Below are 23,547 nucleotides of genomic sequence, written 5' to 3'. Positions count from 1 at the left end.
TGCGCCAGGCTCGGCCCGGGATCGTGACCGGGCCTGATTGCCCCTTCCCCACCTGTCGGGCCCCCGGTCCGTGACCGAGGCCTCTTGATCAACTCGGCGGGGTGGGGCAGGGGTGCGGGGGTGGGAGGGGTGGCGCTGGTAGACATGTCGGATGAGTCAGGAACGGGCGGGGGTACGGGAGCGGGCCGAGGCGGTGCTGCGCCGGCTGGCCGGGGAGCACGCCCGGCTGCGGGAGGACCAGTGGCGGGCCATCGAGGCGCTGGTGATCGACCGGCGTCGGGTGCTCTGCGTGCAGCGCACCGGGTGGGGCAAGTCGGCGGTCTACTTCGTGGCCACCGCCCTGTTGCGGGAGCGCCCCGCCGACGCCGAGGCCCGTGCCAGCACCGATGCCGAGGCCCACGCCGGGCCGACGGTGATCGTGTCGCCGCTGCTGGCGCTCATGCGCAACCAGGTGGAGGCGGCGGCCCGGGCCGGCATCCGGGCCCGCACCATCAACTCGGCGAACCTCGAAGAGTGGGGCCAGATCACCGCCGAGATCCACGACGGCACGGTCGACGTCCTGCTGATCAGCCCCGAGCGGCTCAACAACCCGGACTTCCGGGACACCGTGCTGCCGAAGCTGGCGGCGACGACCGGCCTGCTGGTGGTCGACGAGGCGCACTGCGTCTCCGACTGGGGGCACGACTTCCGTCCCGACTACCGGCGGCTGCGCACGTTCCTCAGCAACCTGCCCGAGCGCACGCCGGTGCTCGCCACCACGGCCACCGCCAACGCCCGGGTCACCGCCGACGTAGCCGAGCAGCTCGGCACCGAGCTGGCCACCCCGTCCGTCGAGCGCCCCGACGTGCTGGTGCTGCGCGGCACCCTGGACCGGGAGTCGCTGCGGCTGGGGGTGCTGGACCTGCCCAGCCCGGCGCACCGGATCGGCTGGCTCGCCGACCACCTGGACCGGCTCCCCGGGTCGGGGATCATCTACACGCTGACCGTGGCGGCGGCCGGCGAGACGGCGGAGTTCCTCCGCTCGCGGGGATACCCGGTGGCCTCGTACACGGGGCAGACCGAGGACGCCGACCGGCGGGCCGCCGAACAGGACCTGCTCGACAACAAGATCAAAGCGCTCGTCGCCACGAGTGCGCTGGGCATGGGCTTCGACAAGCCCGACCTCGGCTTCGTGGTGCACCTCGGCGCCCCGCCGTCGCCGATCGCCTACTACCAGCAGGTCGGCCGCGCCGGCCGCGCCGTCGAGCACGCCGAGGTGCTGCTGCTGCCCGGCGTCGAGGACGCCGCCATCTGGCGGTACTTCGCCTCGCTCGCGTTCCCGCCGGAGGAGCAGGTCCGGGCCGTGCTGGCCGCCCTGCACACCGACCGCCCGTTGTCCACGCAGGCCCTGGAGCCGGTCGTCGACCTGCGCCGGGCCCGGCTGGAGCTGATGCTCAAGGTGCTCGACGTGGACGGCGCGGTGCGCCGGGTGCGCGGCGGCTGGCTCGCCACGGGAAAGCCCTGGGCCTACGACGAGGCCCGGTTGCGCCGCGTCGCCCAGGCCCGCACCGCCGAGCAGCAGGCCATGCGCGAGTACGCGACCACACCCGGCTGCCGGATGCGGTACCTGCGCGAGTGCCTGGACGACGTCGGGGCGGGCGACTGCGGCCGGTGCGACCGGTGCGCGGGGCCGCTGTTCACGCCCGAGGTGTCCGGGCCGGCGCAGGGTGCCGCGCAGGCGTACCTCGGGCGGCCCGGGGTGGAGATCGCGCCGAAGAAGCTGTGGCCGACCGGGCTGGACGCGGTGGGCGTACCGCTGAAGGGCCGGATTCCCCCGGCGGAGCAGGCGCTGCCGGGGCGGGCCGTGGGGCGGCTGTCCGACCTGGGCTGGGGTGGTCGGCTGCGCGAGCTGGTCGGGCCCGACGCGGCGGACGGGCCGGTCCCCGACGACGTGGCCGGCGCGGTGGTCGAGGTGTTGAAGGTGTGGGCGCACGGCGACGACCCGTGGCCGCGCCGCCCGGTCGGCGTGGTCGCGGTCGGCTCCCGGCGGCGGCCCGCGCTGGTCGGCTCGCTCGCCGAGCGGATCGCCGCGGTGGGCCGGCTGCCGCTGCTCGGCCAGGTGGTCCCCGCCGGGTCCGCCGGCCCGGACGGGCCGCGCGGCAACAGCGCCCAGCGGGTACGCGTCCTGCACGACGCCTTCGCAGTGCCGGACGAACTGGCCGGCGTGCTCGCCGGGCTGGACGGCCCGGTGCTGCTCGTCGACGACCTGGTGGACACGGGCTGGACCCTGACCATGGTGACCCGGCTGCTACGCCGGGCCGGCGCCCCCGACGTGCTCCCCCTCGCCCTGGCGGTCGCCGGCTGACGGCCGGCGCCGGCTGGCGGACCTCGGGCGGAGGCGGCGGGGTTCCCGCGTCGGGAGGCAGCCAGGGCGGCGACCCGGATGCGATCGGGACGGAAAGTTCCCGGGCGGGGCGGATTGCGACCGGTGCCACGCCGCGCGGTCGTTGGCCGGCCGGTGGGGAACCCGCCGGTACCGTGGGGCCATGACCGATCAGCGACCCGGCGCGGCTGAGGTGCCCGCGTCGCCGTCATCCGCGCCCGAGGGCGGCGTGCCGGAGGCGGCCGGGGCGCTGGTGGACCGGGGCACGCTGCGGCTCGCGCTGGTGGTGGGCGGGCTGATCCTCGCGGTGCTGCTCGGCTTCGGACTCGGGCGGCTCAATCCGGCGCCCGCCGACGCGACCGGGCGGACCTCGACGGCCGCCACGGACCACCCCCACTCGCCTGGCACCGGGGCGCACGAACACGGCACCGACACCGACACCGACGGAGCGACCGAGGTCGGCGGCCTCGCGGTCGGCTCCGGTGGCTGGACCCTGACCCCGCTGTCCACCGGCCTCGCCGCCGGGCGGCCGGGCGAGTTCCGGTTCCAGGTGCGGGACGTCCAGGGCCGGCCGGTGACCCGTTTCGCGGTCGTGCACGACAAGCCGATGCACCTGATCGTGGTACGCCGGGACCTCAGCGGCTACCAGCACCTGCACCCGACGATGGGTGCCGACGGCACCTGGTCGATCCCGCTGACCCTGCCGCAGGCCGGGGCGTGGCGGGTGTACGCGGACTTCACCCTCGTCACCGACGACGGCGGGCAGAGCGCCCGCGTCCTCGGCGTCGACCTCGCCGTCCCCGGCGACCACACGCCCCGGCCGCTGCCCGAGCCGACCCGCACCGCCACCGTGGACGGGTTCACGGTGAGCTGGTCCGGTGAGCCCCGGATCGGCGCGACCAGGCCGCTCCGGTTCGTGGTCCGCGCCGGTGACGCCACCCCGACGCTGGAGCGCTACCTGGGCGCGTACGGGCATCTGGTGGCCCTGCGCGAGGGGGACCTGGGCTACCTGCACGTGCACCCGGAGTCGGGGCCGGCCGCGGACGGGGTCACCTTCCAACTGGCCGTGCCGGGGCCGGGGCGTTACCGCCTGTACTTCGACTTCCAGGTGGCCGGCGAGGTGCGGACCGCCGAGTTCACCCTCACGGCGCCCTGACCGTCGGCGCGTTCCCGATTGCCGGCGGCTACTTCATCGGCCCGAACCATCACCTCGGGCAGCCGGCGCGACCGACGGACCGCCTTCGCCGGCCGATGGGCCGGATGTCGGTCACGGGCGGTGAGCGGTGCCGCTCGACCGATGACCGCCTCGGCGGTGCCGATCAACCGGCGCGGCGGACGGGGCGGCGGGCCAGGTAACGCAGCAGGTCGCGGATGTGGTGCTTCTCCTCGGACGGCACCGCCGGGTCGGCCAGCCGCTGGAGGATGACCCGCACGTCGGCGTCGACCGGCCCCTCGTCCCCGCGCCGGCGCGGGGCGGGGCCCGCGTCGGGCAGGCCGAGGGCCCGGAAGGCCGCCGCCACGGGCAGGTCGAGGGCGCCGCAGAAGCCGCGTACCTTCGCCAGCTCGGGATAGTCGTGCCAGTCGCCGGCCAGCCAGCGGAAGACGGTGGAACGGCCGACGCCGGTGTGTCCCGCGAGATCGCTGACGGTCCAGCCGCGCTCTTCCCGAGCGTCGTCGATGGCCCGCCGCACGAATCGTGCGAAGGCCATCTGCGGCGAAACCTCTGACGCGGCCATCCCTGCGGGGTCTTCCTTCCCGGCTGGAGCACCGGACGGTGCCCTTCGAGCGTAGTACCCCCGACGGGGGAAGCAAGCCGCCGCCCGCCCCTTGATCGTCGTCCGCGCCGCCGCCCCCGGATGACCTGCGAAGATCGCTCATGTCCTCTTGAGGGACGTGCCGGAGCTGGTTCTCGACCGTCGCGATCGCGACTGTCGGTGCTTGTCGAACGTCAACTAAGCTCGATGCTCGTCCACCTACCGTCCGCGGTTGCCCGTCCCCCACCGGCCGCGTCGATGAGGAGCAACATGGCCGATCCGAGCCGTCCCCCGCCCTACCGTCCGGGTGCGGTCAGCCTCTTCTTCGTGGCCAAGGCAGGCGTCTTCGCCGCAGGCTTCTGGGTCTGGCTCCTGCTCCTCGTGCTCGGCGGCGACCAGGCCGACGGAGCCCACGTCCTGGCCGCCGCCGGCGCGGTCACCACGACGCTCGTCGGCGTGGTGCTCGGCGCCCGGATGGCGCTGCAACGCAACGCGGCCGTGCGGCACGCCGAGCTCAAGCGGCTGCTGGTCGACATCTCCTGGAACGCGTTCGCCGCCGCCGGTAACGCCGAGACCCCGGGCAAGGTGGTGCCCTTCCCGACGGTGTCGGCCGACGGCGGGCGCCTCGGCCGGGGAACCGGGCACCGGGTGTCGGTGTTCGACCGCAGCTCCACCAACGAACGGACGCCGGACCGGGACGGCAACGGCGAACGTCGCCGCTGACGGACCTCGGCGCCACTCCCCGGGCGGGGTCACCCCTCCCGGGCCGCGAGCAGCGTCTCCAGGCGCGGGGTGACCTGCCACTGGTCGAGCAGGGCGCGGTACTCCGCCCGCTGCCCGGGGTCGGCCGCGGCACCGACCCGGCGGGCCCGGATCAGCAGGTTGCGGGGGGTGTGCCGGGAGTCGACGAACTCCACCACCTCGGTCCGGTACCCGTGCAGCCGCAACAGCGCGGCCCGCAGCGAGTCGGTCAGCACGTCCGCGAAGCGCTCGCGCAGGATTCCCTGCCGGGTCAGCAGCTCGTACGGGGGCGGAGCCGGCCGGCCGCGTAGCTGCGCGGCGAGGTCGTGGTGGCAGCACGGCGCGGCGAGCACCCACCGGGCGTCCCACCGCACGGCGCGGGCCAGCGCCTCGTCGGTGGCGGTGTCGCAGGCGTGCAGCGCCAGCACCAGGTCGGGTGCGGGCTCGACGACCGCGTCGGCGATCGTGCCGGCCACGAAGCTCACCCGGTCGGCCCAGCCCAGCCGCTCGGCCAGCTCGGTGTTACGCCGCCGCTGGTCCTCCCGCACGTCGACGCCGACCAGCCGCACGTCCAGCCCTCGCTGGGAGAGGTAGCGGTACGCGGCGAAGGTCAGGTACGCGTTGCCGCACCCCAGGTCGACCACCCGCAGCGGGCCGGTGAGATCGTCCGGCAGGGTGGCGGCCAGCGCCCGCAGGAACGCGTCCACCTGTCGGCGCTTCGCCGCCGAGCCGCCGATCTCGGCGAAGATCTCGTCGCCCGGGTCGAGCAGCCACTCCTTGGCCCGGTCATGGCCGCCCGGCTCCGGCGCGGGACGTGCGGCGGCGACCCGGTGCACCTGCGCCTCACCGGACTTGGTCACCCGGAGCTGGAGCGTCACGTCGGCGGTCTCCACGTGCCAGTTGCCGAACGGCTCGGCCAGCAGGGCGTCCACCGCCGCGTCGGCCTCCGTCCCGGGCGCGACGTTGCGGGTGTAGGGGCGGGCCCCGTCGGAGGTGGCGATCTGCAACCGGGGGCCGGCCTTGAGGGCGACCGGGCGCAGTTCGGCGCGGACCATCGAGGGGCGGTGCCCGCGACGGCGGCCGGCGGCGACCGCCCGGGTCAGCGAGGGGTCGAGCAGCAGCGCCCGGACCTCGGTCAGGGCGGCGTCCAGCGGTTCGGGCATCTCTCCATCTTCCTCGTGGCACTACCTGTCCCGTCGAGCGGCCGGCCCCGTCGAAGGGTGGGCTGGCCGGAACGGGACATCCCCCGCTCCGGTCGGGCCGGTGCGGGGGATGTCGACGTCTGGGACGTGGGTCAGTCGGCGGTCGCCTCGGCAGGCGTACCCGTGCCGGAGCCACCCCGACGGCGCCGGCGGCGGCGCGGCTTGCCCGGCTCCCCGTCGGCGGCGGCCGTGGCCGTGGCCGGCTCGGTGCCGGCCGGCTCGACGAAGATCACCGCGGTCGGCTCGCCGGCCACCACCTCGCCGGCCCGGCGGCGACGCCGACGGCGCGCGGTCCGGGTGCTCTCCTCGGTGGCCTGGTCGACCGGGGCCTCGGCGGCGTCCGGCTCGGCGGCCGGACCGGAGCGGCCCTGGCGGCGCTCGCCACGCCCGCGGCCCTCGTCGCGGCCGCGTGTCTCGTCCCGCCCGCGGCCCTCGCCCCGTCGGGAGCCACGGCCACCGGCGCTTTCACCGCGCCGGGGCCGGCCGCCGAGGTCCTCCTCGACCTCGGCCGACAGCCCGGCCCGGGTCCGCTCCGCCGTCGGCAGCGTGCCGGTGATGTCGGGGGAGATGTCCAGGTCGGTGTAGAGGTGCGCCGAGGTGTGGTACGTCTCCGGCGGTTCCGGCATGTCCAGCCCGAGCGTCTTGTCGATGATCCGCCAGCGGGGCATGTCATCCCAGTCGACGAAGGTCACCGCGACGCCGGTGGCGCCGGCCCGTCCGGTACGACCGATCCGGTGGGTGTAGGTGTCCTGGTCTTCGGGGCAGTCGTAGTTGATGACGTGGGTGACGCCGCTGACGTCCAGCCCTCGGGCGGCCACGTCGGTCGCGACCAGGATGTCGATCTTGCCGGCCCGGAACGCGCGCAGCGCCCGCTCCCGGGCTCCCTGGCCCAGGTCACCGTGTACGGCGGCCACGGCGAAGCCGCGGAAGTCGAGGTCCTCGGCGACCCGGTCGGCGGCCCGCTTGGTGCGGGTGAAGATCATGGTGAGACCGCGCCCCTCCGCCTGGAGGATCCGAGCCACGATCTCGACCTTGTTCATCGAGTGGGTGCGGTAGACCAGCTGCTCGGTCTGCGGCGACGGGCCGGTCTCGGCGGTGTGCCCGGCGTGGATCGTCATCGGGCGGCGCAGGAACCGCCGGGACAGGGTGACGATCGGGTCCGGCATGGTGGCCGAGAAGAGCATCGTCTGCCGGTCCTCCGGCAGCATCGCGAGGATCTTCTCGACGTCGTCGAGGAAGCCCAGGTCGAGCATGCGGTCGGCCTCGTCGAGGACCAGCGCGCGCACCCGGTCGAGCCGCAGGTGCTTCTGCTTCTGCAGGTCCATCAGGCGGCCGGGGGTGCCGACCAGGATCTCCACGCCCTTGCGCAGGGCGTCGATCTGCGGCTCGTACGCCACCCCGCCGTAGATCGGCAGCACCCGGACGCCCCGGGTCCGGCCGGCGGCGGCGAGGTCCTTGGCGACCTGGATGCCCAGCTCGCGGGTGGGGACGACGACCAGCGCCTGCGGCACGCCGTCGCTACCCTCAGCGGGGGCGAAGACCCGCTCCAGCAGTGGCACGCCGAAGCCGAGGGTCTTGCCGGTGCCCGTCGGCGCCTGGCCGATCATGTCGATGCCGCGCAACGCGATCGGGATCGCGTACTCCTGGATGGCGAAGGCGCGGATGATGCCGGCCGCGGCCAGCGCCTCGACGGTTTCCGGCCGAGCGCCGAGCTCGGCGAACGTGGGGGCCTCCGGGCGGACCGGGGCGGTCGGGGCCAGCTCGTGGCCGCCTGTGAGATCGAGAATCTGCTCGCTCATATGGATTTGGGGGTGCCCTCTCGTGGTGCGCCCCTCATGTCCTCAGGGCGCGGTCGGTAGTTGCGCGGGCCACACGGTCGGGGGCGGAAAATCGCCGAGCCGGACCGGGCCGCACGCGCGCCGTGGGCAGTACTACGGGTCAGACCGGACATCGGTCAGATCGGCGCCCTCGGCAACTGCTCAATACTACCTGAGCCGCCGCTGCGTCGTCCCTGTTCAGGGGTGTGGCCCGGCAGTCGGGGGTGCCGAGTGTGACGTGGGCCACAGAATCTGGTCCGCCCGCCCGGTCACCCGGGGCGATTTCGGGCACCCGCAGCCTCGGAAGGGGGCGGTCGCGAGCCGAAGGGCTGGCTGGAGGCGGTGACCAAGAAGGCGTACGCGGGCGGGCGACGCGGTCAGCGACGAATCCTCCGGGGATCCCGGCTCTTCCCGGTCGGGCGGGGTCGCCGCGGCGGACCGGGGCGCGCTCACCACGCTGGTCGCGCGGGGGAGGCAGGGGCGCTGCCACCAGTGGACCGCACGACGGCGTCCGTGGCGGACCGCACGACGGCGTCCGTGGCGGACGGTGCACGCATGCCGCACCCCGCCACGGACGCCGGACGGATCAGCGGACGGTGAAGCCGACCGACCGCGGCGACGCCTCGGCGATCTCGACGTAGGCCACCTTGCCGATCGGCACGATGACCCGCCGGCCCTTCTCGTCGGTCAGGGAGAGCGTCCCCTCGCTCTTGGCCATGGCGTCGGTCACGATCTGCTCGATCTCGGCCGGCGACTGCGCGCTCTCCAGAACCAGCTCGCGCGGCGCGTACTGCACGCCGATCTTGACCTCCACGGTGCCTCCTCAACTGGGGCGAAAAAGCCGCCGTGGGAAGGCTATCCGATCTCGCGGCCGGATGTTCAGGCTGACTCACCCTGCAGCGGGAAGCTGGCGATGCCCCGCCAGGACAGCGCGGCCACGAGCGCCTCGGCCTCCGCCTTGGGCACCTGCCGGCCATCGGCGAGCCAGAACTGCGCCGCCGTCTCTGCCGCGCCGACCAGCCCCGAGGCGAGCAGTTTGGCGTGCGCCCGACTGACCCCGGTGTCGGAGATGATCGTGTCGGTTATCGCCGCGATGCAGCCCTGCTCCACCCGTTCCACCCGTTGCCGCACGGCCGGGTCGTTGCGCAGGTCGGACTCGAAGACCAGACGGAACGCCTCGCTCTCGTGGTCGATGAAGTCGAAGTAGGCGCGCACCGACGCGCTGACCCGCTCCTTGTTGTCGTTGGTGCCGCGCATGGCGTCGTGCACCTTGGCCAAGATCGCGTCGCAGTGCGTGTCCAGCAGCGCCAGGTAGAGCTCCATCTTGCCTGGGAAGTGCTGGTAGAGCACCGGCTTCGAAACCCCCGCCCGCTCGGCGATGTCGTCCATCGCGGCGGCGTGGTAGCCCTGCGCGACGAACACCTCCTGCGCCGCCGCGAGCAGCTGCTTGCGCCGCGCCGAGCGGGGCAGGCGCGTGGGCCGGCCGGCGGTCTGGGCACCGTTCCCCACAGCCGTCATGGGAACCTCCGAAACTGTTCGTACGAGCCGGCACTTATCGCCCGAACCGGTCGGGGTTCGTGAACCCCTCGCGGAATTGGCCCGCCGCTGTAACTTATCGCCACTGTCACCACACGGTAGCCTCAGCAGGGGCGACCAAGGAGCGCGCGGTGACTGAAACAGGGCAACCCGGTGCCGCCACCCCGGGAGAGCACGGCGACGGGACGGGTCAGCAGGATGACCTGGCCCGTTCCTCCAGCGGATGGGCGCCCCCGGTGACCGGCTGGTCCACCGGCGGCGAGGAGTCGCCGAGCCCTTGGCGCCGATCCGAGCCCGTCTCCGGCTGGGGCGCCTCGTCACCGCGTTACGGCGACCTTCCGGCACCGCTGCCCGGCCTGCCCCCCGAGCCGGGGCCGCAGGCCCGGGTCAACGGCCATTCACACGTCAACGGGGCGACCCACGCCGGGGAGGAGTCGCCGGTGGGCCGCCAGGCGCCGGTCAGCGCGCCGCCGCTGGGCGGGGAGCCCGGCCGGAGCGGCGGCGACCGGCTGGCCGTCCCCGCGCAGCGTCCCGCCCCGGCGCTGGAACGGTTGGCCGGCCCGCAGCACGGGGGTGAGGCGGACGCCGCATCCCGGCACGCCTCCGAGGACGCTCCGGCGGCCCCTGCCGGCCGCTGGTCGGACGCGAGCGCCCCGTCGTCCGCACCGCCCGCCGTGCAGGTGCCGCCGCCCGGTACGGCCGCCTCCGGCTTCGAGGTGCCATCCGGGCTGCACGCCCCCATCCCGGACCGCTCCGTCCCCGACCGCTCCGTCCCCGACCGCTCCGTCCCGGATCGCTCCGTTCCCGACCGCCCCGTTCCCGACCGCCCCGTTCCCGACCGCTCCGTCCCCGAGCCGAGCGCGTCTGCCGGAGCGCCGTCCGACTGGGCCGACCGTCCGTCCGACTGGGCCGACCGCTTCCCGCCCGACGTCGACCCGCGCGGCCACCCGCAGGCAGACCCGTCCGGCGGTGACCGGGCCATCCGCCTGTCCGGGGCGGCACAGGGCGGTCGTCCGGCGGCCGAGCAGGGGCCGGCGCAGGTCGCCGATCCGCCCGGCGGGGGCGGCCCGCCCGCCGCCGGCCACCCCGCCCTGCCGCCCCCCGCCGACCGTGCCGGCTACTTGCCGGCCGCCGTTGACCACCCGGGTGTCGACGACCGCCCGGCCCTGCACGACCGCCCGGGTGTCGACGACCGCCCGGCCCTGGGTGACCGCCCGGGTGTCGACGACCGCCGAGCCGCGTGGGAGCGAGCCGGCGAGCGCGCGGCGACCCCCGAGCCGGGTTGGGCCGGCCCCGACTGGAACCGGCCGAGCTGGGGCGGCAGTTGGGCGCCGCCGTGGTCCCGCGAACAGGGCGGTGGCCCCGGCCGTCGGTCCCGCGAGGAGGAGGACCCGGCCGCCCGCCGTGCCCGTGGGGAGGAGGATGCCGCCGGTCGTCGGTCCCATGGGGACGAGGACCCGGCCGCCCGCCGATCCCGCGAGGAGGAGAGCGAACCGGCCGGTCACCGGTCCCGAGAGGACCGGGCCGTCGACTGGGCCCCGGACCAGAGCCGCGGCCACCAGCCAGAGGTGGGCCGACCTTACGTTGCGGAGCCGGGTCGCCCCCACGTTGCGGAGCCGGATCGCCCGTACCTGGCTGAGCCGGGTCGCCCCTACCCGGCCGCGCCGGCCCGGCCGTACGAGCCGGCTCGGGCCGAACCCGCCCGGCCCTACCAGCCGCCGCGCCCCGAGGCCGGCCCGTCGTACGAGTTCCCCCGGCCCGAGCCTGGTCCCGGGTACGAGCCGTCCGTCCGGCCGGCACCTGACCAGGTCGAGCGCCCCGCCTGGGCCGGTGGGCGTCCCGCCTCCGCCCCCCCAGCCCCACCCGGGCCGTCCGCACCCGGTCACGAGGCCGCGGCCGTCGAATCCGCCGAGTTGCGCGCGGCCCGGCCGTTCCGGCTACGTCCTGTCCCCGATGACACCCTGCCCGCCGAGGCCCCCGGCCAACCGCCGGCCCCCACCAGCGCCGGACCCGCCGCCGTGCCCGCCACGAGCGGGATCGGACGGCTCATCCGGACCCCAGCCGCGCCCGTCCCGACGAGCGCACCCCCGTACGCGGCCCGCCGATCCGCACCCGACCCGGGATCCCCGGCCACCCCGGTCGACGAGGACCGGCAGCCGGACCGCACCTCGGCGGTGCTGCCGCAGCGCGTCCCCGCCGAGCCGGACGTGCCCATCGTGCCGGAGCCGCCAGCCGTGGAGCCACCTGCCGAAACCCCGGAACTCGCCCGCATCGCCACCCATCTGCGCAGGGACGACGAGCCCGCGCCGCCGCAGGAACGGCCCGAGGGGTTTGACGTCAACGCGATCCTCGACGCCGTCCGGGGGGTCGCCGGGGTGCGGGACGCCGCGCTACGCCATACCCCGGCCGGGGCGCACAGCCTCCGCCTCGACCTCGCCGACGGCGCGGACCCGGCCGAGGTGAGCCGGCACGTCGCCCGCCTGCTCCAGGAGCGGATGGGGCTGGCCGCCGCGCCGCAGAACGTCCCCGGGATCCCCAACACCCCGCCGCCCCCGCCGGTGCGGCGCCGCTCGGCGGATCCGCTGCCCGACGCCCGGGTCCCCGACGCCCGGGGCACCGGGTCGCGAGTGCCCGAGGGCCGCGCGCCGGCCGAGGCCCCGCCGTACCGGGTCGACCGTCGACCCGAGCCGGCGGGTGAGCCGCCGCGCCGTCGCCGCCAGCCGGCCGGGCATCGTGGCCGGGCCGTCGTGGAGGAGCCGGGCCAGGTGGCGACGGCCGGTGCCGCGACCGGCAGCCCGGCGACGCTCGGTGCCTCGTACTCGGGCGGTCAGATGACCACGACGGAGACCGCGCCGTCGCGACCGCTGGACACCGGCGGCGTGCCGGGCCCCCGGGTGGTGATCGACCACGTCCAGGTCAGCACGTTCGGCCTCGACGCCACCGTCGAGGTCCGGCTTCTCGCCGGTACGGAGAGCGCGGCGGGGCACGCCACCGGGCCCGCCGTGGACGGCTATGTGCTGCGGCTCTGCGCGGTCGCCGCCGCGGCGGCGGTCGACAAGTTGCTGCGCGGCGGGGAGCAGGACGCCGACCAGGGGCGGTGCTTCGTCGAGCACGCGGCGGTGGTGCCGTTCGGCAACTGCGAGGTGGCCACGGTCGTGGTGCTGCTGGTCTGCGACGGCTGGGTCGAGCAGCTCGCCGGGTCGGCGCTGGTCGCCGGCGATCCACGGCAGGCCGTGGTCCGGGCGACCCTGGCGGCGGTCAACCGGCGGCTCGAGGCGCTGCTGGCCTGACCGGTCACCCGGCTGCCGGCCGGCGGTTGCGGCGGCACGAAGGCTGCGGCGGCACCAGGGCTGCGGCGGCACCAGGGCTGGGTTGTGGCGCACACCCCGGCCCGCTGCCGCCGGGTGCTGGGCCGGGCAGAATTGAGCCATGAAACGCGCCACCCTCGGGCCGGACCACCTCCTACCCGGGCATGAGGCCCCGCCGCCGTGGCCCGGCCGGGAGGTGCGCCTCGACGGCTCGGTCACCTACGTCCGGGACACCCCGCCCACCGCCCCCGGCGCGGAGCCGGCGCTCTACGTGCACGGTCTCGGCGGTTCGTCGCAGAACTGGACCGACCTGGCCGGGCTGCTCGCCGACCGCCTCGACGGCCAGGCGATCGACCTGCCCGGGTTCGGGCGCAGCGAGCCGGGGCGTCAGTACACGATCCCCGCCTTCGCCGACCGGTTGGTCCGCCTGATCGAGCACGCCGACCGAGGGCCGGTGCACCTGCTCGGCAACTCGCTGGGCGGGGCGATCTCGGTGCGGGTCGCGGCGCTGCGCCCCGATCTGGTGCGCACCCTGACGCTGGTCTCCCCGGCGTTGCCCTTCCTCGACTTCCGCCGGTCGTTGCAGGGCCGGATGCTGCCGGTGCTGGCCGTTCCCCGGGGGGAACGCCTCGTCGGCTGGCAGTTGGCCCGGGTGGCCCCCGAGGCGATGGAGCGGCAGATGATGGAGTCCTCCGTGGCCGACCTGACCCGGATCAGCGAGCAGCGTCGGCGGGAGGCGCTGGAGGAGATCCGGGCGCGTCACCACGTCGAGCACCACGCCGCCGCGTACGTGCGCACCTTCCGGGGGCTGGTGTCCAGCTTCCTGCGCTCGTACCTGCGGGGGTCGGAGTCGCTGTGGCGGATGGCCGCGGCGGTGCCCGCGCCGACGCTGGTGATCGGCGGTTCCCACGACCGGCTGGTCGACGTGCGGGTTGCGCCGCAGGCTGCCCGGGTGATCCCGGACAGCCGGCTGCTGATGCTCGACGGGGTGGGGCACGTGGCCCAGATGGAGGTGCCCCGCACGGTGGCCCGGGCGGTGCTCGGGCTCCTCACCGAAACGGAGGACACCGCGGCCCGCCGCGACGTGGCAGGCTGACCGGGATGCCCCGATTCCTCTCCCGCCGGGCTCCTCGCGCGAGCCTCCCGGCGGCTCTCCTCACACGCCCCGCCGGTCGCCGGTGGCGGACGGCTCTTTCGCTGGTCACGCTCACCGTGTGCGTGTTGGCCGGGCTGGCTGGGCTGGCCGGCCGGCCGTCGACCGGCCAGGTGGGGCGGTCCGCGGCGGGGGTGGCGGAGGCGGCCCTGGGCCAGCCAGCGCCGCCCCTGACGGCAGCCCCGGCCGACCCCTTCCGCTCGGCCGACCCCTTCCGCTCGGCCAACCCCTCCGGCCCGGCCGGCCTGTTCGGCCCGGCCGTCGCTTCTTCCGGGCAGGTGTCCCCCCACCCGGCCGCGCCGCCCTCCGACGTTTCCGCGTCGCCGGTGCTGCGGCTGCCCGGCCCGGTGCCGTCGGCCGGCCGGGGCGGTTTCCGGTACGACGACCGGGCCGGCGAGGTGCTCGGCACGTCCGGCCGGCTGCGCCGCTACCGGGTGGCGGTGGAGCCGGAGACGGACGAGGACGCGCGGGCGTTCGGCACGGCGGTGCAGGAGGCGCTGGCCGGGCCGGGGAGCTGGGTGGACGGCGGCCGGCTGCGGTTGCAGCGGGTGCCGGGCGGGGCCCGGCACGACTTCACGGTCCACCTGGCCACGGCGCGCACCGCGGGACGGATGTGCGCGGCGGGCGGCGTCGACATCCGGGTGGGCGGCCGGCCGTACACCTCCTGCCGGGCGTCCGGAAAGGTGATCATCAACCTGGACCGGTGGCGGAGTTCGGTGCCGCACTTCGTGTCGGCCGGCGTGCCGCTGTCGGTCTACCGGACGTACGTGGTGAACCACGAGGTCGGGCACGAGCTCGGGCACCACCACGAGCGCTGCCCGAAGCAGGGCCGGCCCGCGCCGGTGATGATGCAGCAGACCCTGTTCCTGCGGGGGTGCGTGGCCAACCCGTGGCCGTACCTGGCCGGCCGCCGGCATTCCGGCCCGCCGCTCTGACCGGCCCGCCGCTCTGACCCGCCCCTCGCTCTGACCCCGCCCCTCGCTCTGACCCCGCCCCTCGCTCTGACCCCGCCCCTCGCTCTGACCCCGCCCCTCGCTCTGACCCCGCCCCTCGCTCTGACCCCGCCCCTCGCTCTGACCCCGCCCCTCGCTCTGACCCCGCCCCTCGCTCTGACCCCGCCCCTCGCTCTGACCCCGCCCCTCGCTCTGACCCCGCCCCTCGCTCTGACCCGGGCGGCCGTCGACCGGGCGGCGCGGGCCGGCTCCCGGGGCGGCACGTGAGGCTCGCAATGCGAGGGCCTTTCATGGCGGCTGTGGCAAATGCCCGGGAATGCCCGACTGGTCTGGCAGGCTGGTGGCATGACATCGGCGTCCCCTTCCGGGCCGCTCCGCCCCTCCCGTCCGTGTCCTGACGGGCGCCGGGCGCGGCGGCTCCGCCCACGTACGCTGCTCGGCGGCCTCGCCGGACTGGTGGTGCTCGTCGCGGCGGCGACCCTGGTCCTCAGCGGCGGATCGCCGGCCGACCCCGCCGGCACCGGCGAAAGGTGGGCCCTGCCCGGCGGCGGCGCGGCCGACCAGGGCGCTCCGGACGGCCCGGCCGCGCCGGTCGGCTGGCCGAGCAGCGGCCCCGGCCGGTTCGCCCCGGCGGCGGGCCAGACTCCGGTCCGGGGCGTGGACGGCCCGGTGCGCCGCTACCAGGTGCTCGTCGAGCAGGGCACCGGCCAGGACGCGGATGCCTTCGCGGCCACCGTCGACGAGACGCTCGGCGACCCGCGGAGCTGGATCGCCTCCGGGGAACTGCGGGTGCAGCGGGTGGCCGAGGCAGCCGACGCCGACTTCACCGTCTACCTGGCCACCCCGGTCACCTCCGAGCGGATGTGCGCGCTCGGCGGGTTGAGCACCGAGCGGTACACCTCCTGCCGGCTCCCGGGCCAGGTGATCATCAATCTGGCCCGCTGGATGGAGGCGGTCCCGGACTACGGCGCGCCGCTGGCGGTCTACCGCAGCTACGTGGTCAACCACGAGGTCGGGCACGAGTTCGGCGAGCTGCACGAGGCCTGCCCCGGGCCCGGCGAGGCCGCGCCGGTGATGCAGCAGCAGACGTACGGCCTGGACGGCTGCGTCGCCAACGCCTGGCCCTACCTCGACGGAAACCGGTACGCCGGGGAGCTGATTCCGGGCGTCTGAAGATATTCCCGCTCCCGCATGTCGGGCGACGTGGCCCTGCTCATGGCCGAAGCCGGTCGCGGCGAGCAACAATGGCGCGGTTCCCACCGCCGATCCCGGGGAGTCCACCGTGCCGTTGCCCCCGCTCGTCGAGCCCGCCGCCGAGCTGACCGTTGACGAGATCCGTCGCTACTCCCGCCACCTGATCATTCCCGACGTCGGGGTGGAGGGGCAGAAGCGACTGAAGAACGCCCGGGTGCTCTGCGTGGGCGCCGGCGGCCTCGGCTCGCCGGCCCTGATGTACCTGGCTGCCGCAGGCGTCGGGACGCTCGGCATCATCGACTTCGACACCGTCGACGAGTCGAACCTCCAGCGGCAGATCATCCACGGCGTCTCAGACATCGGCCGGTCCAAGGCCGAGTCCGCCGCCGCGTCGATCCGCGAGATCAACCCGCTGGTCAACGTGGAGATCCACAACACCGCGCTGGACCGGGACAACGTCCGCGAGATCTTCTCCGCTTACGACCTGATCGTGGACGGCACCGACAACTTCGCCACCCGGTACCTGGTCAACGACGCGGCGGTGCTGCTCGGCAAGCCGTACGTCTGGGGCTCGATCTACCGCTTCGACGGCCAGGCGTCGGTGTTCTGGGCCGAGCACGGGCCCTGCTACCGGTGCCTCTACCCGGAGCCCCCGCCGCCCGGCATGGTCCCGTCCTGCGCCGAGGGCGGCGTCCTCGGCGTGCTCTGCGCGTCGATCGGCTCGATCCAGGTCAACGAGGCGATCAAGCTGCTCGCCGGCATCGGGGAGCCGCTGGTCGGCCGGCTGATGGTCTACGACGCCCTGGAGATGGAGTACCGCAAGATCAAGGTCCGGAAGGACCCGAACTGCGTGCTCTGCGGCGACAACCCGACGGTCACCGACCTGCTGGAGGACTACGAGGACTTCTGCGGCGCGGTCTCCGAGGAGGCCCAGGAGGCGATCGTCGACGCCACCATCACCGCCGCCGAGCTCAAGGAGTGGCAGGACGCCGGCAAGGACATCTTCCTGGTCGACGTCCGCGAGCCCGCCGAGTACGAGATCGTCCGGATCCCCGGCTCGACGCTGATCCCCAAGGGCGAGATCATCTCCGGCGAGGCGCTGGTGAAGCTGCCGCAGGACAAGCAGATCGTGCTGCACTGCAAGTCCGGCGTCCGGTCCGCCGAGGCGCTCGCCGCGCTCAAGTCGGCCGGCTTCCGCGACGCGGTGCACGTCCAGGGCGGCGTGCTGTCCTGGATCAAGCAGATCGATCCCTCGCTCCCCGCGTACTGAGCCTGACGCAGGGCCCCTTCCCGACGGAAGGGGCCCCTGCCCGTTCCTGTCGCCCGGCCGGCTGTCCGAGGTGGAATCGCGTTTACGTCGGTAGCGTGGCGACGTGCACACCACCCCGGCGGCCCTCCGTGCCTGCCGCTGACCCGCCCGCCGCCCCCGGCGGGAGCTTCCGGCGGTTCGTCGGCCGGTACGGCGGCCTGTTCATGTTCGTGGTGTTCGCGGTGCTCGCCGTCGTCCTGCTGGTGGTCTGGCAGACCTGGGACGTGGAGCTGCTGGAGTACGCCTGGTTCCAGCTACTGGTTTTCCTGGTGGTCGCCGCCCCGCTGGTGGCGCTGCGGTTCTGGGGCGAGGGGGCGCTGCCGCCGGCCGGGGGCACGCCGGGCCGGCGACGCCCCCGCGGCCAGCGCGAGAAGCCCCGCCGGTCGGGTCGCCGCCGTCGCTGACTGGCGGGGTGGGAGGGGAACCGTGGGCGTTGCCCCGGTGCCCGTGCCTACCCCCGCAGGTGGCCGTCGCCGGTGACGACGTACTTGGTGCTGGTCAGCTCGGGCAGGCCCATCGGGCCCCGGGCGTGCAGCTTCTGCGTCGAGATGCCGATCTCCGCGCCGAAGCCGAACTCGCCGCCGTCGGTGAACCGGGTCGAGGCGTTCACCATCACCGCCGCCGCGTCCACCCGGGCCACGAACTCCCGGGCCGCCGACTGCGAGTCGGTGACGATCGCCTCGGTGTGGCCGCTGCCGTACCGGCGGATGTGCGCGACCGCCGCGTCGAGGGAATCGACGACGGCGACCGAGATGTCGGCCGACAGGTACTCGGTGGCGTAGTCCTCGTCGGTGGCGGGCACCACCGCGTCGGAGTGCGCGGCCACCTCGGGGGAGCCGTGCACGGTCACCCCGGCCTCGGCGAACGCGGCCAGCACCGCCGGCAGGAACGCGTCCGCGATCCCGGCGTGCACCAGCAGTGACTCGGCGGTGTTGCAGGTGGACAGGCGCTGGGTCTTGGCGTTGAGGGTGATCGCGACGGCCTTGGCCAGGTCGGCGGCGGCATCGACGTACACGTGGCAGTTGCCCACCCCCGTCTCGATCACCGGGACCGTCGACTCCTCCACCACGGTGCGGATCAGCGACGCGCCCCCGCGCGGGATCAGCACATCGACCAGGCCCCGGGCGCGCATCAGCTCCTTGACCGAGTCGCGGGAGGTGGCGTCGAGCAGTTGCACCGCGTCCGCGGGGAGGCCCGCGTCGGCGACGGCGTCGCGGAGCACCGCGACCAGTGCGGCGTTGGAGTTCGCCGCCGAGGAGGAGCCACGCAGCAGCGCCGCGTTGCCGGACTTCAGGCAGATCCCGGCGGCGTCGACCGTCACGTTGGGCCGGGCCTCGTAGATGATGCCGACCACGCCGAACGGCACCCGGACCTGGCGCAGCTCCAAGCCGTTGGGCAGGGTCGAGCCGCGGACCACCTCGCCCACCGGGTCGGGCAGCGCGGCCATCTCGCGCAGCGCGTCGGCGATGCCGGCCACCCGGCCCGCGTCGAGGGCGAGCCGGTCCAGCACGGCCGCGCTCAGCCCGGCCTCGCGCCCGGCCGCCAGGTCCGCCGCGTTCGCGGTCAGGATCTCGGGGGTACGCGCCACCAGCGCGTCGGCCATCGCGACCAGCGCGCCGTCCTTGACGGTACGGGTGGCGACGGCCAGCGCCTCCGCCGCGCCCCGGGCCCGCCGGGCCTGCTCGTCGACGCTCATCCTGCACTCCTCACGTGTAGGGGAAGACCCCTGCCTACAGCAGCACCAGATCGTCGCGGTGGACGACCTCACGTTCGTACGCCGGGCCGAGCGCCGCGGCCAGCTCGCCGGTGGACCGGCCGAGCAGGCCAGGCAGCTCGACGGCGTCGTAGTTGACCAGCCCTCGGGCGACCGGTGCGCCCCCGGCGTCGACCAGGTCGACCGGGTCGCCCGCGGTGAACGCCCCGTCGACGGCCGTGATCCCGGCCGGCAGCAGTGACTTGCGCCGGCCCACCACGGCCGCGACCGCACCCTCGTCGAGGTGCAGCCGGCCGCGCGGGGTGGTGGCGTGGGCCAGCCAGAACAGCCGGGCGGTGGGGCGCCGCCGCCCGGCGTGGAACAGGGTGCCGACCTCCTCGCCGGCCAGCGCCCCGGCGGCCAGCGGCGCGGCGGTGAGCACCACGGGGATGCCGAAGCCGGTGGCGATCCGGGCCGCCTCGACCTTGGTGACCATGCCACCGGTGCCGACCCCGGCCCGGCCGGCCCCGCCGACCTGCACGCCGGCCAGGTCCCGCTCGTCGCGGACCTCGCTGATCCGGGTCGACCCCGGCCGGGCCGGGTCGCCGGTCCACAGCGCGTCGACGTCGGAGAGGAGCACCAGCAGCTCGGCGTGGACCAGCGCGGCGACCAGGGCGGCCAGCCGGTCGTTGTCGCCGAACCGGATCTCCTCGGTGGCGACCGTGTCGTTCTCGTTGACGATCGGCACGGCCCGCAGGTCGAGCAGCTTGCGCAGGGTCCGGTACGCGTTGCGGTAGTGCGCCCGCCGGGTCACGTCGTCGACGGTGAGCAGCACCTGCCCGACGGTCAGGCCGTGCCGGGCGAAGCCGGCCGCGTACCGGCCGATCAGCAGGCCCTGGCCGACGCTGGCCGCGGCCTGCTGGGTGGCCAGGTCGCGGGGGCGTCGGGTGAGGCCGAGCGGGGCGAGCCCGGCCGCGATCGCGCCGGAGGAGACCAGCACCACCTCGCGGCCGGCGGCGGCGAGCGCGGCGAGGGTGTCGACCAGCGCGTCGACCCGGGCGTCGTCGAGGCCGCCGGACGCCGTGGTCAGCGAGGACGAACCGATCTTGACGACGATCCGCCGGGCCGAGGTGACTGCTTCGCGCACCCGCCCATTCTGCGTGGTCGGTCCCGCCGCCCCCGCGGCCGTTCCCATACTCTGGCCGGTCGGGACATCTGAGGAGTGGCGCGCGTGACACCGGAGGAGTACGTCGAGGCGGTGCTGGAGCTGGTCGAGCGCATCCCGCCGGGCCGGGTGATGTCGTACGGCGCGGTCGCCGACGCGCTCGCCGAGCGCTCGGGGCGGGCGTCGGCGCGGCTGGTCGGCTCGATCATGGCCAGGCACGGGGGCGGGGTGCCGTGGCATCGGGTGGTGAACTCCGCCGGCCGGCTGCCGCCCGGCCACGAGGTCGAGGCGCGGGCCCGGTTGCGCGCCGAGGGCGCCCCGCTGCGCCCGTCGGGCGTGGACATGGCGGCGGGTTGGTCGCCGGAAGAGGGGATGTGACCCAGGCCATAACGTGAGTAACATTCGGCGTCATGACGCTGTCGCCGGCCGAACCTGGCACGCCGCCCGGGGCACCGACTCGTGGGGCGAACGGCGGGCTGCCCCGCCGGGTGCACCTCGGCTACGCGCTCGGCTCCCTGGCGACCGGGGCCTTCGGCACGGTGCCCGGGCTGCTGCTCCTGCCGTACCTGACCGACACCCTGGGCGTCGCCGCCGGGGTGGCGGCCCTGCTGGTGCTCCTGCCGAAGGCGTGGGACGTGCTGGTCAACCCGGTCGTCGGGCGGATCTCCGACCGGACCAGGTCGCGCTGGGGCGCCCGCCGGCCGTACCTGCTCCTCGGCGGGCTCGCCCTCGGCGTGCTGTTCGCCGCGATCTTCGCCGGCCCGTTCGGGTCGGGCCCGGCCGCCGCCGGGTACGTCGCCGTCGCGTTCCTGGCCGCCGCGACCGCGTTCGCCTTCTTCCAGGTCCCGTACGTGGCGATGCCGGCCGAGCTGACCGACGACTACGCGGAACGTACCCGGCTGATGAGCTGGCGGATCGCGGTGCTGGCGGTGGCCATCCTGGTCTCCGGCGCGGTCGCCCCGGCCGTGGTGTCCGCCGGTGGCGACGGCGTCGCCGGGCACCGCTGGATGGGCCTGTTCGTGGCCGGGCTGATCGTGCTCGGCGCGGTCGGGGCGTTCCTCGGTACCCGGGGCGCGCCCACCGGCACGGTCGGCGAGAGCGAGCCGACCCTGCGCGCCCAGCTCGCCGTCGCCGGCCGGAACCGGCCGTTCCGGGCGCTGCTGGTCTGCTTCGTGATCCAGTCCGCCGGGGTGGCCACCATCCTGGCCGGGGTCAGCTACTTCGCCGGCCAGGTGCTGCGCGACCCGGACACCGGCCCGACCGTGCTGTTCGCCTGCTTCGTCGGCCCGGCGCTGCTGGTGATGCCGCTGTGGACCCGGGTCGGTGCCCGGGTCGGCAAGCGGGCCGCCCTGGTCGCCGCGTCGGTGCTGCTCGCGGCCGGCGCGACCGCCTTGGTCGCCGCGTCGGTGCTGCCGACCGTCGCGGTCTATCTGGTGGTCGCGGTGATCGGCGTCGGGTACGCCGGCCAGCAGGTCTTCGCGCTGGCCATGCTGCCCGACTGCATCGCGTACGACACCGCCCGCACCGGCCGGAGGCAGGCCGGCGTGTTCACCGGCCTGTGGACGGCGGGGGAGACCTTCGGCCTCGCCCTCGGCCCGGGCATCTACGGCCTGGTCCTCCAGCTCAGCGGCTACGTCTCGTCGGACACGGGCACGGCGGCGGCCCAGTCCGACACCGCCCGCCTTGGCGTCCTCCTGGGCTTCACCCTGCTGCCGGCCCTCCTGGTGGCCCCGCCCCTGCTCCTCCTGCGCCACTACACCCTCACCCGGGCCGACCTCCTCGCCACGCCCACCCTCCACGAGAAGGGCACCATCACTCCATGACCGACGACCAGGACACCGGCCGGGCGCTGCCGGAGCGCGGGGTGCCGGCCGAGCGGGTGCTCCGGGAGATCCGGGGGCTGCGCGAGGCCGACCGGCCGACGCACGGGGGGCGGTTGTTCGCGTACGTGTACGACCCCGCCGTGCCGGGGCTGGACGACCTGGCCGCCGCCGCCCACGCCGGCAGCGCCCACGTCAACGGGCTCGACCCGACCGCCTTCCCGTCCCTGCTGGCGATGGAGAACGCGCTGGTCGGGGCGGCGGCCCGGCTGCTCGGCGGCGGCCCCGGCACGACCGCCCCGGACGTCGTCGGCAGCGTCACCAGCGGCGGCACCGAGTCGCTGATCCTCGCCGTCAAGGCGGCCCGCGACGCCCGCCCCGACGCCGCCTCGCCCCGGATCGCGGTGCCGACGACCGCGCACGCGGCGTTCGCCAAGGCGGCCCACTACCTGCGGGTGGCCCTCGACCCGGTGCCCGTCGACCCGGACACGCTGCGCCCGTCGGCCGCCGACGTGGCCGCCGCGATCCGCCCCGACACCGTGCTGGTGGCCTGCTCCGCCCCCTCGTACGCGCACGGCGTCGTCGACCCGGTCGCCGGGATCGCCGAGGTGGCAGCGGCGGCCGGGGTGCGCTGCCACGTGGACGCCTGCTTCGGCGGCTGGACCCTGCCCTGGCTGCGCCGCCTCGGCGCACCGGTGCCACCGTTCGACTTCACCGTCGACGGGGTCACCTCGATCTCGGTCGACCTGCACAAGTACGCGTACGCCCCGAAGGGCGTCTCGGTGCTGCTGCACCGCGACCCGGCGCTGCGCGCCCCGCAGTACTTCGCGTACGCCGACTGGCCCGGGTACACCATGGTCAATCCGGTGATCGCCTCCACCCGCTCGGGCGGCCCGATCGCCGCCGCGTACGCCACCCTGCGCCACCTCGGCGAGGACGGCTACCTGCGGCTGGCCGGGGCGACCCGGGACGCGGTGGCCGGGCTCGCCGACGCGGTGCGGGGCGTCGACGGGCTGCGGCTGATGGCCGAGCCCGAGTCGACGGTGGTCTGCTTCACCTCCGTCGACCCCGGGTTGGACCTGTTCGTGCTGGTCGACGAGCTGACCGCGCGCGGCTGGCACACCCAGCCCCAGCTCACGTACGGCGAGCTGCCGGCCAGCGTGCACCTCACGGTGACCGCCTCGGTGGCGCCCAGGGTGGCGGAGTTCGGCCCCGACCTGGCCGACGCGGTCGCGGCGGCCCGGGCTGCCGGGCCGGTCGAGCTGCCCGCCGAGCTGACCGCGCTCGCCGCGACCCTGACCCCGGACGCCCTGACCCCGGAGTTGGTCGCCGGCCTGGCCGCCGGCCTCGGCCTCGGCGGTACGCCGTCCGGCCCCGGCGGCTCCGGGCCGGATGCCACCGTGAACGCCCTGCTCAACGCCGCCCCGCTGGCCCTGCGGGAGCGGCTGCTGGTCGAGTTCGTGGGCCTGCTGCAACGCCCCACCTACTGAGCGGGCCCGGCCGGGCCGCTGTGATTGACTGGAGCGGAAGAGAGAGGGGG

19 protein-coding genes are annotated in these 23,547 nt (G+C 75.4%); 12 read left to right on the top strand and 7 right to left on the bottom strand.

Annotated features, from left to right (window positions below; genetic code table 11):
• Window positions 1-151 precede the first annotated feature (151 nt).
• Together ACQPZO_RS27590 and ACQPZO_RS27585 are read left to right on the top strand one after the other, a co-directional pair.
• Window positions 152-2,344, top strand: coding sequence for a DEAD/DEAH box helicase (locus ACQPZO_RS27590; RefSeq protein ID WP_433344800.1), 2,193 nt, complete (start codon window positions 152-154; stop codon window positions 2,342-2,344).
• Window positions 2,345-2,525: 181 nt separating this feature from the next.
• Window positions 2,526-3,518 (top strand): hypothetical protein, encoded by a 993-nt coding sequence (locus ACQPZO_RS27585; protein ID WP_433344799.1) that lies wholly within the window; start codon window positions 2,526-2,528, stop codon window positions 3,516-3,518.
• A gap of 163 nt (window positions 3,519-3,681) precedes the next feature.
• Here the strand turns inward: ACQPZO_RS27585 and ACQPZO_RS27580 are convergent, their stop codons facing one another.
• Window positions 3,682-4,098 (bottom strand): helix-turn-helix domain-containing protein, encoded by a 417-nt coding sequence (locus ACQPZO_RS27580; protein WP_433344798.1) that lies wholly within the window; start codon window positions 4,096-4,098, stop codon window positions 3,682-3,684.
• A gap of 288 nt (window positions 4,099-4,386) precedes the next feature.
• Here ACQPZO_RS27580 and ACQPZO_RS27575 point away from each other — a divergent pair, with 288 nt between their 5' ends.
• Window positions 4,387-4,839, top strand: a complete 453-nt coding sequence (locus ACQPZO_RS27575) for a hypothetical protein (protein ID WP_433344797.1) — start codon at window positions 4,387-4,389, stop codon at window positions 4,837-4,839.
• Between the two features lie 29 nt (window positions 4,840-4,868).
• Here the strand turns inward: ACQPZO_RS27575 and ACQPZO_RS27570 are convergent, their stop codons facing one another.
• From ACQPZO_RS27570 to ACQPZO_RS27555, 4 genes are all read right to left on the bottom strand, one after another.
• A complete protein-coding gene (locus ACQPZO_RS27570; RefSeq protein WP_433344796.1) occupies window positions 4,869-6,020 on the bottom strand; it encodes a class I SAM-dependent methyltransferase in 1,152 nt (383 codons plus the stop codon).
• Between the two features lie 131 nt (window positions 6,021-6,151).
• Window positions 6,152-7,858 carry a DEAD/DEAH box helicase gene (locus ACQPZO_RS27565; protein WP_433344795.1) on the bottom strand — a complete coding sequence of 569 codons (1,707 nt, stop codon included), beginning with the start codon at window positions 7,856-7,858 and terminating at the stop codon, window positions 6,152-6,154.
• Between the two features lie 604 nt (window positions 7,859-8,462).
• On the bottom strand, window positions 8,463-8,690 hold the full coding sequence (locus tag ACQPZO_RS27560) for a DUF3107 domain-containing protein (RefSeq protein ID WP_387014848.1): 228 nt from the start codon (window positions 8,688-8,690) through the stop codon (window positions 8,463-8,465).
• A 65-nt stretch (window positions 8,691-8,755) separates the two neighbouring features.
• The gene (locus ACQPZO_RS27555; protein ID WP_396670382.1) at window positions 8,756-9,394 is read right to left on the bottom strand and encodes a TetR/AcrR family transcriptional regulator; all 639 of its coding nucleotides are present in this window, start codon (window positions 9,392-9,394) and stop codon (window positions 8,756-8,758) included.
• A gap of 1,586 nt (window positions 9,395-10,980) precedes the next feature.
• Between ACQPZO_RS27555 and ACQPZO_RS27550 the strand changes: the two genes are divergently transcribed.
• From ACQPZO_RS27550 to ACQPZO_RS27525, 6 genes are all read left to right on the top strand, one after another.
• A complete protein-coding gene (locus tag ACQPZO_RS27550; protein WP_433351291.1) occupies window positions 10,981-12,702 on the top strand; it encodes a hypothetical protein in 1,722 nt (573 codons plus the stop codon).
• Window positions 12,703-12,841: 139 nt separating this feature from the next.
• Window positions 12,842-13,816 (top strand): alpha/beta fold hydrolase, encoded by a 975-nt coding sequence (locus tag ACQPZO_RS27545; protein ID WP_433344794.1) that lies wholly within the window; start codon window positions 12,842-12,844, stop codon window positions 13,814-13,816.
• 122 nt (window positions 13,817-13,938) lie between these two features.
• Complete coding sequence (locus tag ACQPZO_RS27540) at window positions 13,939-14,808, top strand: DUF3152 domain-containing protein (RefSeq protein WP_433344793.1); 870 nt, start codon at window positions 13,939-13,941, stop codon at window positions 14,806-14,808.
• Window positions 14,809-15,171: 363 nt separating this feature from the next.
• Window positions 15,172-15,999: a DUF3152 domain-containing protein gene (locus ACQPZO_RS27535; protein WP_433344792.1), complete on the top strand. Its 828-nt coding sequence runs from the start codon at window positions 15,172-15,174 to the stop codon at window positions 15,997-15,999.
• Window positions 16,000-16,108: 109 nt separating this feature from the next.
• Entirely contained in the window at window positions 16,109-17,290 is a 1,182-nt protein-coding gene (gene moeZ / locus ACQPZO_RS27530; protein ID WP_433344791.1) for an adenylyltransferase/sulfurtransferase MoeZ, read from the top strand.
• A 128-nt stretch (window positions 17,291-17,418) separates the two neighbouring features.
• Window positions 17,419-17,733: a hypothetical protein gene (locus ACQPZO_RS27525; protein WP_433344790.1), complete on the top strand. Its 315-nt coding sequence runs from the start codon at window positions 17,419-17,421 to the stop codon at window positions 17,731-17,733.
• Window positions 17,734-17,780: 47 nt separating this feature from the next.
• On the opposite strand, the gene ACQPZO_RS27520 is transcribed toward ACQPZO_RS27525, so the two are convergent.
• A complete protein-coding gene (locus tag ACQPZO_RS27520) occupies window positions 17,781-19,025 on the bottom strand; it encodes a glutamate-5-semialdehyde dehydrogenase (protein ID WP_433344789.1) in 1,245 nt (414 codons plus the stop codon).
• Window positions 19,026-19,059: 34 nt separating this feature from the next.
• Complete coding sequence (gene proB / locus ACQPZO_RS27515) at window positions 19,060-20,217, bottom strand: glutamate 5-kinase (RefSeq protein ID WP_433344788.1); 1,158 nt, start codon at window positions 20,215-20,217, stop codon at window positions 19,060-19,062.
• A 36-nt stretch (window positions 20,218-20,253) separates the two neighbouring features.
• On the opposite strand from proB, the gene ACQPZO_RS27510 reads away from it, so the two are divergent.
• From ACQPZO_RS27510 to ACQPZO_RS27500, 3 genes are read left to right on the top strand one after another with little or no spacing between them, the layout of a single operon-like run.
• The gene (locus ACQPZO_RS27510; RefSeq protein ID WP_396670373.1) at window positions 20,254-20,565 is read left to right on the top strand and encodes an MGMT family protein; all 312 of its coding nucleotides are present in this window, start codon (window positions 20,254-20,256) and stop codon (window positions 20,563-20,565) included.
• A 32-nt stretch (window positions 20,566-20,597) separates the two neighbouring features.
• Window positions 20,598-22,010, top strand: coding sequence for an MFS transporter (locus tag ACQPZO_RS27505; protein WP_433344787.1), 1,413 nt, complete (start codon window positions 20,598-20,600; stop codon window positions 22,008-22,010).
• The gene (locus ACQPZO_RS27500) at window positions 22,007-23,497 is read left to right on the top strand and encodes a pyridoxal phosphate-dependent decarboxylase family protein (RefSeq protein ID WP_433344786.1); all 1,491 of its coding nucleotides are present in this window, start codon (window positions 22,007-22,009) and stop codon (window positions 23,495-23,497) included. Before ACQPZO_RS27505 ends, ACQPZO_RS27500 begins: the two co-directional genes overlap by 4 nt.
• Window positions 23,498-23,547: the final 50 nt, after the last annotated feature.

The sequence above is a fragment of the Micromonospora sp. CA-111912 genome (assembly GCF_050948415.1).
Lineage (GTDB): Bacteria > Actinomycetota > Actinomycetes > Mycobacteriales > Micromonosporaceae > Micromonospora.
The sequence above is the reverse complement of the archived record's forward strand: the minus strand, read 5'-3'. Positions and strand labels throughout refer to the sequence as shown.

Excerpts from the sequence above, each read along its gene's own strand:
- ACQPZO_RS27590 (WP_433344800.1), top strand. The coding sequence starts at position 152 with ATGAGTCAGGAACGGGCGGGGGTACGGGAGCGGGCCGAGGCGGTGCTG.
- ACQPZO_RS27585 (WP_433344799.1), top strand. The coding sequence starts at position 2,526 with ATGACCGATCAGCGACCCGGCGCGGCTGAGGTGCCCGCGTCGCCGTCA.
- ACQPZO_RS27580 (WP_433344798.1), bottom strand. The coding sequence starts at position 4,098 with ATGGCCGCGTCAGAGGTTTCGCCGCAGATGGCCTTCGCACGATTCGTG.
- ACQPZO_RS27575 (WP_433344797.1), top strand. The coding sequence starts at position 4,387 with ATGGCCGATCCGAGCCGTCCCCCGCCCTACCGTCCGGGTGCGGTCAGC.
- ACQPZO_RS27570 (WP_433344796.1), bottom strand. The coding sequence starts at position 6,020 with ATGCCCGAACCGCTGGACGCCGCCCTGACCGAGGTCCGGGCGCTGCTG.
- ACQPZO_RS27565 (WP_433344795.1), bottom strand. The coding sequence starts at position 7,858 with ATGAGCGAGCAGATTCTCGATCTCACAGGCGGCCACGAGCTGGCCCCG.
- ACQPZO_RS27555 (WP_396670382.1), bottom strand. The coding sequence starts at position 9,394 with ATGACGGCTGTGGGGAACGGTGCCCAGACCGCCGGCCGGCCCACGCGC.
- ACQPZO_RS27545 (WP_433344794.1), top strand. The coding sequence starts at position 12,842 with ATGAAACGCGCCACCCTCGGGCCGGACCACCTCCTACCCGGGCATGAG.
- ACQPZO_RS27535 (WP_433344792.1), top strand. The coding sequence starts at position 15,172 with ATGACATCGGCGTCCCCTTCCGGGCCGCTCCGCCCCTCCCGTCCGTGT.
- ACQPZO_RS27520 (WP_433344789.1), bottom strand. The coding sequence starts at position 19,025 with ATGAGCGTCGACGAGCAGGCCCGGCGGGCCCGGGGCGCGGCGGAGGCG.
- proB (WP_433344788.1), bottom strand. The coding sequence starts at position 20,217 with ATGGGAACGGCCGCGGGGGCGGCGGGACCGACCACGCAGAATGGGCGG.
- ACQPZO_RS27505 (WP_433344787.1), top strand. The coding sequence starts at position 20,598 with ATGACGCTGTCGCCGGCCGAACCTGGCACGCCGCCCGGGGCACCGACT.
- ACQPZO_RS27500 (WP_433344786.1), top strand. The coding sequence starts at position 22,007 with ATGACCGACGACCAGGACACCGGCCGGGCGCTGCCGGAGCGCGGGGTG.